The organism is Flavobacterium terrae (genome assembly GCF_900142035.1).
GTDB classification, from domain to species: Bacteria; Bacteroidota; Bacteroidia; order Flavobacteriales; family Flavobacteriaceae; genus Flavobacterium; species Flavobacterium terrae.
The window spans coordinates 121,112-134,545 of record NZ_FQZI01000002.1 but is presented as its reverse complement, the minus strand read 5'-3'; the positions used below and the strand labels follow the sequence as shown (position 1 = coordinate 134,545).

General features: G+C 29.6%; 14 protein-coding genes. 3 read left to right on the top strand and 11 right to left on the bottom strand.

Features of this window, described 5'->3' with window-relative positions; all coding sequences use genetic code 11:
* Positions 1–47: 47 nt before the first annotated feature.
* The 8 genes from BUC09_RS04895 to BUC09_RS04860 are packed head-to-tail and all read right to left on the bottom strand — an operon-like array spanning position 48 to position 7,754.
* Positions 48–1,466: a CCA tRNA nucleotidyltransferase gene (locus tag BUC09_RS04895; RefSeq protein WP_073309266.1), complete on the bottom strand. Its 1,419-nt coding sequence runs from the start codon at positions 1,464–1,466 to the stop codon at positions 48–50.
* A 55-nt stretch (positions 1,467–1,521) separates the two neighbouring features.
* Positions 1,522–2,094 carry an L-threonylcarbamoyladenylate synthase gene (locus BUC09_RS04890; RefSeq protein WP_073309264.1) on the bottom strand — a complete coding sequence of 191 codons (573 nt, stop codon included), beginning with the start codon at positions 2,092–2,094 and terminating at the stop codon, positions 1,522–1,524.
* Position 2,095: 1 nt separating this feature from the next.
* Complete coding sequence (locus BUC09_RS04885; protein ID WP_073309262.1) at positions 2,096–2,743, bottom strand: acetyltransferase; 648 nt, start codon at positions 2,741–2,743, stop codon at positions 2,096–2,098.
* On the bottom strand, positions 2,737–3,813 hold the full coding sequence (locus BUC09_RS04880; protein WP_073309260.1) for a DegT/DnrJ/EryC1/StrS family aminotransferase: 1,077 nt from the start codon (positions 3,811–3,813) through the stop codon (positions 2,737–2,739). The genes BUC09_RS04885 and BUC09_RS04880 overlap by 7 nt, the downstream gene beginning before the upstream one ends.
* Positions 3,810–4,982 (bottom strand): glycosyltransferase family protein, encoded by a 1,173-nt coding sequence (locus tag BUC09_RS04875; RefSeq protein WP_073309258.1) that lies wholly within the window; start codon positions 4,980–4,982, stop codon positions 3,810–3,812. Before BUC09_RS04875 ends, BUC09_RS04880 begins: the two co-directional genes overlap by 4 nt.
* Before the next feature lie 18 nt (positions 4,983–5,000).
* Positions 5,001–5,822 (bottom strand): glycosyltransferase family 2 protein, encoded by an 822-nt coding sequence (locus BUC09_RS04870; protein WP_073309256.1) that lies wholly within the window; start codon positions 5,820–5,822, stop codon positions 5,001–5,003.
* A 20-nt stretch (positions 5,823–5,842) separates the two neighbouring features.
* Complete coding sequence (locus BUC09_RS04865; RefSeq protein ID WP_073309254.1) at positions 5,843–6,811, bottom strand: glycosyltransferase family 2 protein; 969 nt, start codon at positions 6,809–6,811, stop codon at positions 5,843–5,845.
* A gap of 1 nt (position 6,812) precedes the next feature.
* A complete protein-coding gene (locus BUC09_RS04860) occupies positions 6,813–7,754 on the bottom strand; it encodes a WaaS/CpsH family glycosyltransferase (RefSeq protein WP_073309252.1) in 942 nt (313 codons plus the stop codon).
* A gap of 44 nt (positions 7,755–7,798) precedes the next feature.
* Between BUC09_RS04860 and BUC09_RS04855 the strand changes: the two genes are divergently transcribed.
* Complete coding sequence (locus BUC09_RS04855; protein ID WP_073309250.1) at positions 7,799–8,704, top strand: hypothetical protein; 906 nt, start codon at positions 7,799–7,801, stop codon at positions 8,702–8,704.
* On the opposite strand, the gene BUC09_RS04850 is transcribed toward BUC09_RS04855, so the two are convergent.
* Positions 8,697–9,755, bottom strand: coding sequence for a glycosyltransferase family 4 protein (locus BUC09_RS04850; protein WP_073310368.1), 1,059 nt, complete (start codon positions 9,753–9,755; stop codon positions 8,697–8,699). The two genes, BUC09_RS04855 and BUC09_RS04850, sit on opposite strands and share 8 nt — an antisense overlap.
* A gap of 72 nt (positions 9,756–9,827) precedes the next feature.
* On the opposite strand from BUC09_RS04850, the gene BUC09_RS04845 reads away from it, so the two are divergent.
* Positions 9,828–10,589 (top strand): Kdo domain containing protein, encoded by a 762-nt coding sequence (locus BUC09_RS04845; protein WP_073309248.1) that lies wholly within the window; start codon positions 9,828–9,830, stop codon positions 10,587–10,589.
* A 3-nt stretch (positions 10,590–10,592) separates the two neighbouring features.
* On the opposite strand, the gene BUC09_RS04840 is transcribed toward BUC09_RS04845, so the two are convergent.
* The gene (locus tag BUC09_RS04840) at positions 10,593–11,657 is read right to left on the bottom strand and encodes a glycosyltransferase family 9 protein (RefSeq protein WP_073309246.1); all 1,065 of its coding nucleotides are present in this window, start codon (positions 11,655–11,657) and stop codon (positions 10,593–10,595) included.
* A gap of 82 nt (positions 11,658–11,739) precedes the next feature.
* Here BUC09_RS04840 and BUC09_RS04835 point away from each other — a divergent pair, with 82 nt between their 5' ends.
* Positions 11,740–12,504 carry a glycosyltransferase family 2 protein gene (locus BUC09_RS04835; RefSeq protein WP_073309243.1) on the top strand — a complete coding sequence of 255 codons (765 nt, stop codon included), beginning with the start codon at positions 11,740–11,742 and terminating at the stop codon, positions 12,502–12,504.
* Positions 12,505–12,537: 33 nt separating this feature from the next.
* Here BUC09_RS04835 and BUC09_RS04830 read toward each other — a convergent pair whose 3' ends face one another.
* Complete coding sequence (locus BUC09_RS04830) at positions 12,538–13,353, bottom strand: 2,3,4,5-tetrahydropyridine-2,6-dicarboxylate N-succinyltransferase (RefSeq protein WP_073309241.1); 816 nt, start codon at positions 13,351–13,353, stop codon at positions 12,538–12,540.
* Positions 13,354–13,434: the final 81 nt, after the last annotated feature.

Below are 13,434 nucleotides of genomic sequence, written 5' to 3'. Positions count from 1 at the left end.
TACAAAGTTCTGGCTATTAAATATATGATAAATATTAGGTTTTAAAATTATTTAACTGGTTTCAACCCCATCTTTTCTGCCCTTTTCATTACAAAATCATAAGCGGCTTGGTATTCATTTGGAATTTCTCCTTCTAAAATAGCCTCTTTAACAGCTTCTTTTAAAACCCCAATTTCACGTGATGGTTTTAAATCAAAAATTTCCATGATTTCTTCTCCCGAAATAGGAGGTTGAAACTCACGAACACGATCACGTTCTTCAACTTCCACAATTTTCTCTCTAACAATCTTAAAGTTGTTATGATATTTTTGAAATTTCTTAGGGTTTTTAGTAGTGATATCAGCCTCACACAAAGTCATCAAATTCTCTACATCTTCTCCTGCATCAAAAACTAATCTACGTACAGCGCTGTCAGTAACTATATCTTGTGATAAAACGATTGGTCGTGAACTCATCATAACCATTTTTTGAACAAATTTCATCTTATGGTTTAATGGCATGTGTAAACGCTCAAATATTTTTTTGACCATTTTTCCACCCAAAAATTCATGACCATGAAATGTCCAACCTTGTTTTTTGTGGAATTTCTTTGTTGGCGCTTTACCAATATCATGTAATAAAGCTGACCAACGCAACCATAAATCATCAGTATTGGGACAAATATTATCAACTACTTCAAGAGTATGGTAAAAGTTATTTTTATGTGTGTGACCCTCTACCTCTTCAACATTATTCAAAGCAGTTAATTCGGGTAAAATTATATCTAATAAACCAGTTTGATGTAATAACAGAAAACCAATTGAAGGTTTTGAAGAAAGTAATATTTTGTTTAGTTCATCAACAATTCTTTCTCCGGATATAATTTTGATACGTTCTTTATTTCGAGTAATAGCTTCTAGAGATTCACTTTCTATCTCAAAATGCAATTGAGAAGCAAAACGAATTGCTCGCATCATACGTAACGGATCATCAGAATATGTAATGTCTGGATCGAGAGGAGTACAAATAATTTTATTCTTTAAATCTGTAACTCCATCAAATGGATCTACTAAATCTCCAAAATTGTCTGCATTTAAAGAAAAAGCCATGGCATTAATGGTAAAATCCCTTCGATCTTGATCGTCCTTTAGAGTACCGTTTTCAACTAATGGTTTTCGGCTGTCAAAATTGTAACTTTCTTTGCGGGCACCTACAAATTCGATGTCCATATCTTCATAGCGAAGCATAGCAGTTCCGTAGTTCTTGAATACTTGTACTTTAGGATTATGAGGAATTAATTCTGATACTTTTAAAGCCAAATCAATTCCGCTTCCAACAGCTACAATGTCGATGTCTTTTTTGTGTTCTCTTTCCAATAAAATATCACGAACAAAACCACCAATAACGTAACAATCAACGTTGAGTGATTTAGCTGCTTGTGATACAATATCAAATATTTTATGTTCTAAATGCTGTTTGTAGTTCATTATAAAAGTCTAAGGTTTAAAGTCTATTTGAGAGACTTTAAACTAGAAATAAAATTTACTTGCGAATAATTTTTACCTGGCTATCATTTGTTAATTTAATGATAGTAGAAGGTTTGTCGCAAATTTTATCGTGGTGCAAATTTACTACATAGTCAACACCTTTAATAATTTCAGGCGATATTTCTTTAAAAGATTTTGGAGTTGGTTCACCCGAAATATTTGCTGATGTAGAAACCAAAGGTTTTTTCATTCGTTCCATTAATTTGTAACAAAAGGGTTCTTTTACCATTCTAACACCTAGAGTTTTGTCTTCAGCTATGACATTTTCAGCCACATTTCTAGGATTGTCAAGTATCAAAGTGGTTGGTTTTTCAGAAAGATCTAATATTTGCCAAGCTACTTCTGGAATTTCATTAAATACGTTGTACATCATGCGTTCACCATTAGTCAGCACAATCATACTTTTAGTTTCTTCTCGTTGTTTTATAGCAAATATCTTTTTAATTGCTTCAGGATTTGTTGCATCGCATCCTATTCCCCAAACCGTATCAGTAGGATACAGGATGATTCCACCATTTTTAATAACTTCGAATGCGTTGTGAACTTCTGTATTGATAACCTCACTCATTTTAAAAAATTAAAGGTTCTTTGAATTTTATAATTTTTGCAGGAACTCCAGTTACTATTGCATTATCAGGAACATCTTTAGTAACAACTGCTCCAGCACCAATAGTCACATTTTTTCCTACTTTTATTTTAGGAAGTATTACTGCAGATGCTCCAACTTGTGAATAATCTCCCACTTGTACATGACCCAATAAAGTGGCACTTGGAGATAATTCTACAAAATCACCAACAATACAATCGTGTGTTATAATGACATTATAATAAACGATGGTTCCTTTTCCTATTTTAGTGGAATTTGAAAAAGTAGCATTAGGCAAAACATTTGATCCTTCTCCAATTTGTACGTCATAACTTCCAAGAATTGCCGATGGACTTATAATAGAAACAAGTTTTCCACCAAGTTTATCGAATTTTTCAGAAAGTTTTTTTCTAATGTGTGGGTTTCCAATACCAAGAGTGAATTCATTTCCATTATTTTCGAAAAAAGCCTTTGCTTCTGTATCATTTCTCAGAATTGGGAATTTATCAAACATCAATCTGTCAATGTCAGGACTTATATCATCATAAAAAGCTAAATTATCGATATTACCAGTTTCTTGGAAAATTTCCAGAACTTCTTTTGCGAATCCTTTAGCTCCAATTATTAGCATATGATTTTATTTATAATAGATGTAATTCGTTTTAAATCAGAGGTTGGTAATCCAACATATAGAGGTAAGCACAAAATTCTTGAAGCAACAGATTCAGAAATTGGCATTTTAGCACCTTTTATGTAATTGATAGTATTCAGTGATGGATAAAAATAACGTCTAGGAAAAATGTTCTCACTCTGTAATTCTTTCTGAATCTCCAGTAATGTTGCTTCCGAATCAAAAACTACTGGATAATAGCTGTAATTCCATTCGGTATTTTCTCTTATTTTCAGTGGTTTCAGATTGGTAAAATTCAACTGACTGTTATAGAATTCTACCACTTTTTTTCGCTCTGAGAAGATAGTGTCAATATGATCAAAAACTGCTAATCCGATTGCAGATTGCAGTTCAGAAACTTTAGCATTAATTCCTAAACCATGAAAATCAAGTGGTCCGTTATGTCCAAAGTTATGACTGTAGTATAATTTATCGTAAATATTTTGATCATTGCAGAAAAGCGCTCCACCTTCACCGGTATGAAAAATTTTGGTAGCATGAAAACTACATGTGCTTACATCTCCATAGTTAAAAATGGATTGATTGTTGTAGTTAACCCCAAAACAGTGTGCAGCGTCGTAAATGACTTTTAAATTGTACTTACTCGCAATAGATTCAATAGCAGTGATATGACATGGATTTCCAAATACATGTGTTGCTAAGATAGCAGTCGTTTTTGATGTTATTGCTTCTTCAATCTTTGTTTCGTCAATGGTTAAATACTCCGGATGGATGTCTACAAAAACTGGCTTGCAATTTTCCCAAACTATTGCAGCAGAAGTGGCAACATAAGAAAAAGGAGTTGTAATAATTTCACCACCATTTCCGAATAATTTCAATGCAATCTGTATGGGAATTGTACCATTATTAGTAATAATGATATGATTAACTGCAAGATGATTTTTTAATTTATCTTCAAGTTCAAGAGTAAGTTCACCACGATTGGTAAGCCAAACTTTGTCCCAAGCACGTTTAACATAGGAATTGTATTCTTCTAAAGTAGGTAAAAATGTTTTTGTAACGTTTATCAAAGCATTATCTTTTTAAAATGTTCTATTCTGGTTTTGATTTGTTTCTCAAAACTGTACAAATGTAGCATTTTATTCCTCCCGTTTTCTGCAATTTTTTTCATCAGATCACGGTTATTATGTAATTCAAGAATCTTGTTTGTTATTTCTTCAATGTCTGTATTTATTTTGATGTAATGTATTCCATCTTTAAGTTCAAGAGTTTCACTTTCGTCAAAATAATCAGTCATAAAGTTGACATTACCAAAAAGAGAAGCCGTAACACAAGTAGCTAACGGAAATCCATCAAATGCATTTCTACTCAAAATGAAAGGCCTGTTAGCAGATATTAAAACATGAGTTTTCTTTAAAATAGTTTCAAATTCGAATTCATTTAGCATTCCTTTAAAATAGATGATCTCTTTTAACCTTGGATCAACTAAATCTTTTTTAGAGAAACCTCCAATCACAATAAATTCAAATTGATCTTTTTTATCATACAAAGCAACAGCAGTCTTTTGGAAGATATCAAATCCTTTATCAGCACCATCAGGTGTGTATTTATTTGCAAAAAACAATATTGAGGTTTTATCCTCAGGCTTTTTATAGCTGTAATTTTCAATTTTAGTAGAGTTAAGGTTTAATGGAACGCCAGGAATTAGATTAATAAGTTCTGGATTACATAATCCTTTCTCGATTAAATATTTTTTGGTAATATTTTGATTTACAATGACTCCCTTAAACAGTTTTGAATCAAAATAACGTTTAAGATTTTCATCTACCTCTTTGTCATCAAAACCAAAGCCACCACCTGGATAAAGTGTGAAGCTAAAAGGGTTTTTATTTCGGTTTAATACTTCGAAGTGCTTTTTTAAATTGTTATAAAATAGCATGTAAACAACATCACTATTTAAGTTACTGCTAAATTTTAGTTTTTTGATTTTACCTTCTAAAGAAGGATAATTTTCTGTTAATGTTTTAAGGTTTTCTTCAAAACTTTTTCCTTGAGAATAGTGCTTAAATGTAGTGACATCGGTTAAAATACGAGTATCAGCAAATGCTTTGCAAAGCTCAGAATATTCGTAACTTCGCCAAGGAGAAAGAGTTGAGGGAAGTATATCGTCAAGAATTATAATTCCAGAGCTCTGACCTCTTTTATAGTGTTTGAATCTATTAATTATTTTTTTTTTCAAGAATTATTTTTTGGAAAATTAAGAATTTTTGAAAAAATATTCAAGTTTATAAAGTTGTCTTTTGAGACCTTTAAGCCTGCCTTTTTTTAAATTATAAACTTGTTTAGATAATATTTTTTGAACTTTTTTATCAAAATTTGGTTTGATGTTCTCAATAAACCCAATCCATATGTTTTCACGATCAAGTTGCTGTTTTGATGACCAATACGAAGTTTCGTGAATGCGGTATACTGCCATATAATCTTTATAATACTTTATTTTTCCGTGTTTAGCATTAAGCATATGTAGAAAATAATCACCTATTGGAGATAATGCAAAATATTCTGGGAAATTTTTGAAAAGATGGTTTCTGTAAACAACACTAGGTGTATGCATGAAATTTCCTTTAGCCAAGTCCATAATTGTACTTGTATCAGGTAAGTCAGTTTTGATGTTATTTTCTTTTAAAATATTTTTTTCAAGTACATTCACATTATGGAAACAAATTGAATAGTCTTTGTTATTGTCAAGAAAATCAATTTGTTTTTGAAGTTTTTTTGAATCTGTCCAATAATCGTCTCCTTCGCATAAAGCAATATATTCTCCAGAGCCTTTTTTGAGAGAAAACAGAAAATTATTCATCATCCCGATGTTTTCTTCATGTTTAAAATATTTGATTTTATTTCCTTGTGAATGCGTACTGATTATTTTTTTTACAATCAAGTCAGTATCATCGGGTGAATTATCGTTTGAAATGATTAGTTCTATTTCGAAATTAGTTTCTTGATCTAGAATACTTTCAATAGCTTTTTGGATATATTTAGCATGATTATAGGTAATCATTACAACACTTACTTTCATATTTTTTCAAAAAAAAGTTATTAGTCGAGATTTATTTTTTGACCTTTTAATTTTAATTTAATTTTTAATAAGGTGGTTTGGAAGAAAAAACTCTTTTCCATATTTTTTATTGTTTTGTAATACTCAATTTTAATGTCTTCCGAATTTGAAATAAAGTGTTTTTTAAATTTTGTTTCAATATTGCTTAAAGCAATACTTTTTTCATAAGAAGAGAGTAATTTTCTTAATCTTCTTTTTAATGCAGTAAAGGTATTTTTCTCAGTATTAAGATTATAAATAGATGTAATACTTTGTTTTAGTTTCTCAGATTTCTCAAAAAACACACTTCCTACTTGTTGATTAGTATGAATACGATAGTAGAAAAGTTTTTCTTGCAAGAGTTCAAATTTATTTTGTTGGCTTGAAATTAATGCAATCCATTCATCATGATGAATTATATCTGAAGATGGAAAAGGTAAAATATCATTAATAATTTCTTTTCTAAACGCCATAGATGCACCAGTTGCTATATTTGAAATATGAGAGATTATAGTATGATAATTTACTTGTACATTTGATTCTTTTAAAAATTGAGGAATATCCCAAAGCGAATATTTTTCTTCTTCTTCTGAATTCTCATTTATGCAATAACCGTTTGAAGTTAGAACATTGATTTTAGAATGAGTAAAAAAATATTCGAGATAATGAGAAACTTTATCTATAGCCCATTTATCATCTTGGTCAGAGAGAAAAATAATATCTCCTTTGCAAAGTTTTATTGCTTTTTCAAAATTTTTAACGCTTCTTAAATTGATTTCATTACTGTGAATGTGAAAAATATCAGGATGTTGCTTTTTGTAGTTATTGAGTATTTCAAGTGTTTTATCAGTAGATTTATCATCACAAACAACAATTTCATCTACCTTAGTTGATTGATTTAAAATAGAGTCTAATTGTTCTTTTAAAAATTGTTCGCCGTTATATGTACAAATAGCTACCGATACTCTCATGTTAATTCAATATAGTGTTTATCCAACTTTCTAATGTGTATTTTTTCCAAATTTCGGTAGGTATTTCTTGATAAGGATTATTAAAAAATGAATCAGGGATATTTATATCTTCATCGTTTATCAAAAAAATATTGTTAGGGTTATAAAAATCGTATGTAGAAATAGATTGATTTGTTGTTATAATTTTTTTATCAAGCGCAATGGCTTCAAAAATTCTAAAACTTAAACCACTTTGTTTATTTTTAAGTACATCAAGTATAATTTCACTCTGCTCAATCTTTTGTTTTACTTCTTCCTGAGAGATACGCTTGTCTGTAAAAATTGTATTTTTAATTTCTTTCTTTGGCTTCTTTTTATCAAAAAAAATACTTAGATGAGAAATTTCTTTATCATTTAAAAAGTTAATTATTTTTTTAAAAATGTAATAACGCTCATCAACTGATGCAATTGAAAAAACCTTATATTTTGATTGAACAGGATTTTCATTTTTTTCTACATGCATAAAATTTGATAAAAAGATCAAATTATATTTTTCAACATCATGTTTATCAAAAGAAAAAACTTTATTGAAAATAGAGAGCAAATGGCGAGCATCATAATTTGCTAAACTATCATATAAATAGGCAGTATAGTTTGTTGTGAAAGACTTTATTTTATGATGTGTTTGTTCAGAAATCCATTCTGGATTAATTACTATTATTTGATCAAAATTTCTTTCTTTTTCAAGTATTTCGATTATATGTTTTTCAGCATTTATACGTTTTATATTTTTTTTAAGGAAAGTTTTGGATAAAAAGTTTTGTACTCTTTCAAACTTGCTTTTATATTTATATTTATAATCACTTAATTTGATATGAATTGCTTGATGGCCCAAATCATTTAATTTTGAAACAATTTTTTGGTCATACCCCCAGATATCAAAACTTATAAGGCAAACTTTCATAAAAAAAATTTATATTTTTGCCAAAAGTAACTAAAATTAGATGAATGAAAAAGATACATGTTGGGTTTTTATTGTCGTATGATTATGAAAAATTAAAGACGGCTATACCATTAGTGTACGAGTATGCTGATAGAATTTTTATAGCTCAAGATGAAAATTTTAATACTTGGAATGGGAATACCTTTTATGTTGATGAAAGTTTTTTTATTTGGTTGAAAGAAATTGATAAAGACAGCAAAATTGAAATTTATAAAGACAATTTCTACATTCCAGAGTTAAATGCAATACAAAATGATACTCGTGAGAGACATATGCTTTCTATGAAAATGGGAATTGGAAACTGGTTAATTCAAATTGATAGTGATGAATATATCCCTGATTTCAAGGGTTTTGTTAGTCAATTAAGAAAATATGATTTTTATTTAGATAATCCTAAGAAAACTCCTGTACAAATTTCGGGCTTTCATGTAGATATTTATAAATATTTAGAAGATGGATTACTTTATATTACAAATACTTGTAAAGTATTATTAGCTACAAATTATCCAAACTATAAACTGGCAAGACAAAGTTATGAAAGAGTAATATATGTTAATACATTAGTTTTTCATGAATCTTTAGCGAGAACTGAAGATGATTTACAAACTAAATTAAAAAATTGGGGGCATAATCATGAATTAAATAATGAGTTTCTAACTAAGTGGAGACGCGCTTCCAAGGAAAATTATAAAGAAATAAAAAATGTTTTTTATCTTAATCCAAAGCAATGGAAATCTTTAGGCTACTTACCAACAAAAGATTTTTTTGAGGTTAATAAGAATATAAAAAACATTAACATTCAGCAGATTACACCTATTTATTTGTTCTTTAAAAATTTTGGTCAATGGTTTAAATATAAATTTACAAAGCCAAAAAAACAAAAAATAGAATTTGAAGAATATATTAGATAACATATAGATTTAAATATTCTTGAGCTGCTTTATTCCAATCAAAAAAGGCAGCTCTTTCCCTTATTTTTTGATCAAAATTTTGTTTGTTTTTTGAATAAATGCTCAATTTATTAAGAAGTGTTTCTTTCATATATTCTGGAGCAAAATTATCCCAATAAAAAGCCACATCACCTCCTATCTCTGGTAATGATGTTTTTGTAGATAAAAATACAGGTTTTCCGAAATACATTGCTTCAATAGGAGGTAAGCCAAATCCCTCTCTTATAGAAGGAAATAAAAAAGCTTCACAATTTTTCATATAATAAGTTTTGGCTATATCAGAAATTTTTCCAGTCAAAAAAACATTTATAAGATTTTCATTTTCTATAACTTTTCGGATATAATTTCCGTATTCTTTATTGTTATTCCCAGAAATAATAAGATTAAAATCAGGTAATAATTTCATCATTTTAACGATTGAATGAAAATTTTTCCGTTCAATGAAATCACCTAAACTGAAAAAAAAAGGCTTGTCGATAGGAACATTGGGAGCAAATCCACTACAGTCTAAATCAGAAACGATTGGATTTCCATTATATATTATTTTTTCCTCAACATTTGGGACTTTAAAATACTGATGGGTTTGTTCTTTTGCGAAGTTAGAAATATAAGTTATAACATCTGCTCTATTTAATTTTTCAATAAATAGTTTATTTTTTGGATGATCCATATCAGAAGAATGTTCTTCGACAAAATTCACATCGTGTATTGTTAAAATGTATTTTTTAGGCTTAAATCCAGGTTCAATTTTAGTGTTTTGATTTAAACTATGCCAAACATCGTATTTAGTTTTAATCCTAAATAATTTATGACGCTGTAAACTTGTGTATTTTTTATATGAAAAAGTATTATAAAACTCTTGTTCTAATTCTGATGGATTTGGTGTATTTAACGTGATTTTTAAGTGATTTAAATCTTGTTTTGCAATCGCTTTAATTAGTTCATAATTAAAGGTTCCTAATCCTCCTGCTTTATTTTTTATGTTATGAGATTCTAAAAATACTTTTATCATTGTTTTTTTTGTAAAATTATCCAATAAATTGGAATTATATAAAACTATGCCTAATTTTGATTAAAAAGAAAAATGATAGGTATAATAAGCCCTAATTATAATTCATACAAAAGTTTTATTTTTGATTGTATTTTAAATTTTTATTCTTCTGGGAAAATGCTTTCAAATGGAAAAAGGAATAAAATTAAAATTTTTGAAATAGATAGTCTCACACTAAACATTAAATCCTTTAAAAAACCTAATGTAATTAATAAGTTTGTATATCGTTTTTTTAGAAAATCAAAAGCGCAACGTTCTTATGAATTTGCTTTGAATCTTTTAGAAAAAGGAATTGGGACTCCAAAACCAATTGGATATTTCGAAAACAGAAGTCTTTTTACACTTCAGGATAGTTATTACGCCTGTGAGCATTTAAAATATGATTTGACTTATAGAGAATTAGTAGAAACAGATTATCCTGATGCCGAAAATATTTTGAGACAGTTTACACAGTTTACCTATGATATGCATCAAAAAGGAGTAGAGTTTCTTGATCATTCACCTGGGAATACTTTAATACAAAATAAAGGAAATGGGAAGTACGATTTCTTTTTGGTTGATTTGAACAGAATGAAATTTCACGAATCAATTGATTTTCAAACCCGAATGAAAAACTTGTCAAAAATTACTCCTCACAAAGAAATGGTTGCTGTAATGAGTAATGAATATGCAAAGCTTTCGGGTGAAAACGAAGAACTTGTTTTTAATACCATGTGGCAACTTACAGCGGATTTTCAGTATAGGTTTTATCGTAAAAAGAGAATTAAAAAACACCTAAAATTCTGGAAGAAATAGTTTTTAAAGTACAGTTTTGTAAAAGCTCTCTAATTTTTCTAATAACAACTCAAACGGATATTCATCAAAGTATTTGAAAGTCTCCTGTTTGATCTCTTTTTCAGTAGACTGTTGGTAAATCTCAGGTTTAATGTCTTTTAAATGAATTGAGATATTCTTCTCATCTTCAAAAATCTGCCAAGTTTCTTTATCAACAGAAGGGGAAAAGATCGAAAATGTAGGCACATTTAATCCCTTTGCCATATTTACAGCACCACCTTCATTGCCAACTAAGGCATTACAATGTGATAACAATCCTAAAAAACCTCTAAGCTCTTTGGCATACAAATCAAAAACAATGTTTTGCTGAGTTTCTTTTTTGCAAAGATCATATATTTTTTGAGCATCTTCTTTTTGGGAAGGGATGTAGTTAAAAAGTACTCTAGCGTTAGTTTTTGATACTGTAAAATCAATAATCTGGGCCATTTTTTCAAATGGATAGGTTTTATACCATTCACTACCTAAAATACCAAACATTAAAATAGGTTTATCTTTTTTGATGTTATGAGATTCAAGTAAGGTCAATCCTTGTTGTTTTTCTATATCAGTTAAGAAAATCTTTGGTTTGTAATCGGTGATTCCTTCTTTGATCAAAGGTTTTAACAATAATAATCGGTTTAATATTGCTAGTCCTATTTCAGATTGAGTACCATTTTCAATTCTTTTTACATTATGAGTGTAAAACAAATTAGAGTATCCTTTATCGTATGAAATTTTATATTTGGCGCCTGAAAACAAGGTAATTAAATTAGTTTCGAATTTGCTGTACACATCAATTACAACATCATATTTCTTTTTTCTTATGTAAAGGATGAACTTAGCGAGTGAAAAATAGTTTTTTCTAACTTTTTCGTCTAATACTATTACTTCATTTATGTTTGGGTTGTTTTCTAGAATAGCAACACAATTAGCATAGCACATATAATCAATTTTAGCTTCGGGGAAGTGTTTTTTTAAATTGTTGCTAATAATAGTACTGGTAAGTACATCGCCAATTCGTTTTTGTTGAATCACTAAAATTCGTTTCATAAAGTCGTATTAGACTGCTAAAATACATAGTAATGTAAATTTTAAAAAGTCTTTTCTGTAATTTTGTCAAAAAATAAGAAATATGCCTATTAGCGGATTAGTGATTACTTACAACGAAGAGAAGAATATTGGTAAATGCATCGATGCTTTATTTAAAGTTTGTGATGAAGTTATTATAGTGGATTCGCTTAGTAAAGATAAAACAGTTGAAATTGCTGAGAGCAAAGGAGCAAAAGTTATTTCTCAAGCGTTTTTGGGCGATGGACCACAGCGTACCGTGGGATTGCCATATTGTAAAAACGATTGGATTTTGAACCTTGATGCTGATGAGTTTTTAGATACTGATGCTGAAGATTTTCTTTTAAAAGAAAAATATCTTGAGGGAAATTACGATGCTTTTTCTTTTAGAGTAAAGAACTTTTTAGCAGATAAATTAATTGATTTTTCGGGCTGGTATCCAGACCATAAGGTGCGTTTTTTTAATAAAAAAACGGCTTCACCTTCTGAAGCGAAAGTACATCAGAAAATTGTAACTACTAACGAGAAAAAGGTAGCAGTTCACATATTGCATTACGGTTGGGATTCTTTCGATCAAATTATTGCTAAAAAGAATCAATACTCAACTTGGCATGCCCAACAATTATTTGATCAAGGAAAAAGAGTAGGGCCTTTCAAACCAGTTTTAAACGGATTAGTTGCCTTTATTCGTTGTTACTTCTTTAAAAAAGGAATTTTTAATGGGATAGATGGTGTAACCATCGCTTTGATTCAAGGATTCTTTTCCCATATGAAATATGCAAAATTGATAAAATTGCAAAATGAAGAAAAGAAAAAGGCAAGTAATTAACTTGCCTTTTTTATTATTATATAATTTCAATAACTATACAGCTACATTATATTCACGTAAAGCATCATTTAATGACGTTTTTAAGTCAGTTGAAGGTTTGCGTTTTCCAATGATTAAAGCGCAAGGTACTTGGTATTCTCCTGCTTCAAACTTTTTAGCATAGCTTCCAGGAATCACTACGGAACGTGCGGGCACAACTCCTTTATATTCTACCGGTTCTGGACCAGTAACGTCTATAATTTTAGTCGATGCTGTTAAACATACATTAGCACCTAGAACGGCTTCTTTTTCTACACGAACACCTTCTACCACAATACAACGTGAACCAATAAAAGCACCATCTTCAACGATTACTGGAGCCGCTTGTAAAGGTTCTAAAACTCCACCAATACCTACACCTCCACTCAAGTGAACATCTTTACCTATTTGAGCACAACTACCCACAGTTGCCCATGTGTCAACCATAGTGCCTTCATCAACATAAGCACCAATGTTTACATAACTTGGCATCATGATAACACCTTTACTAATGTATGCACCATGACGAGCCACTGCATGAGGAACCACACGAATTCCTTTTTCGGCATAACCACGTTTTAGAGGAATTTTATCATGATATTCAAAAATACCCACTTCGAATGTTTCCATTTTTTGAATAGGGAAGTACATTACAACAGCTTTTTTAACCCATTCGTTTACTTGCCATCCATTTGCTGTTGGTTCAGCAACGCGAAGTGTTCCTGCATCTAATAAATTAACAACTTCTCTAATGGCATTTTGAGTTGCTTCTTCTTGTAATAAAGCTCTATTTCCCCAAGCTTCTTCTATAGTTGATTGTAAGTTTTGCATAAAATAAATCTATTTAGGCAAAGATAAAGTTTTGAAAGTGCTAAAACTACAGATACACTAAAAAACTTATTTTTGTTAAAA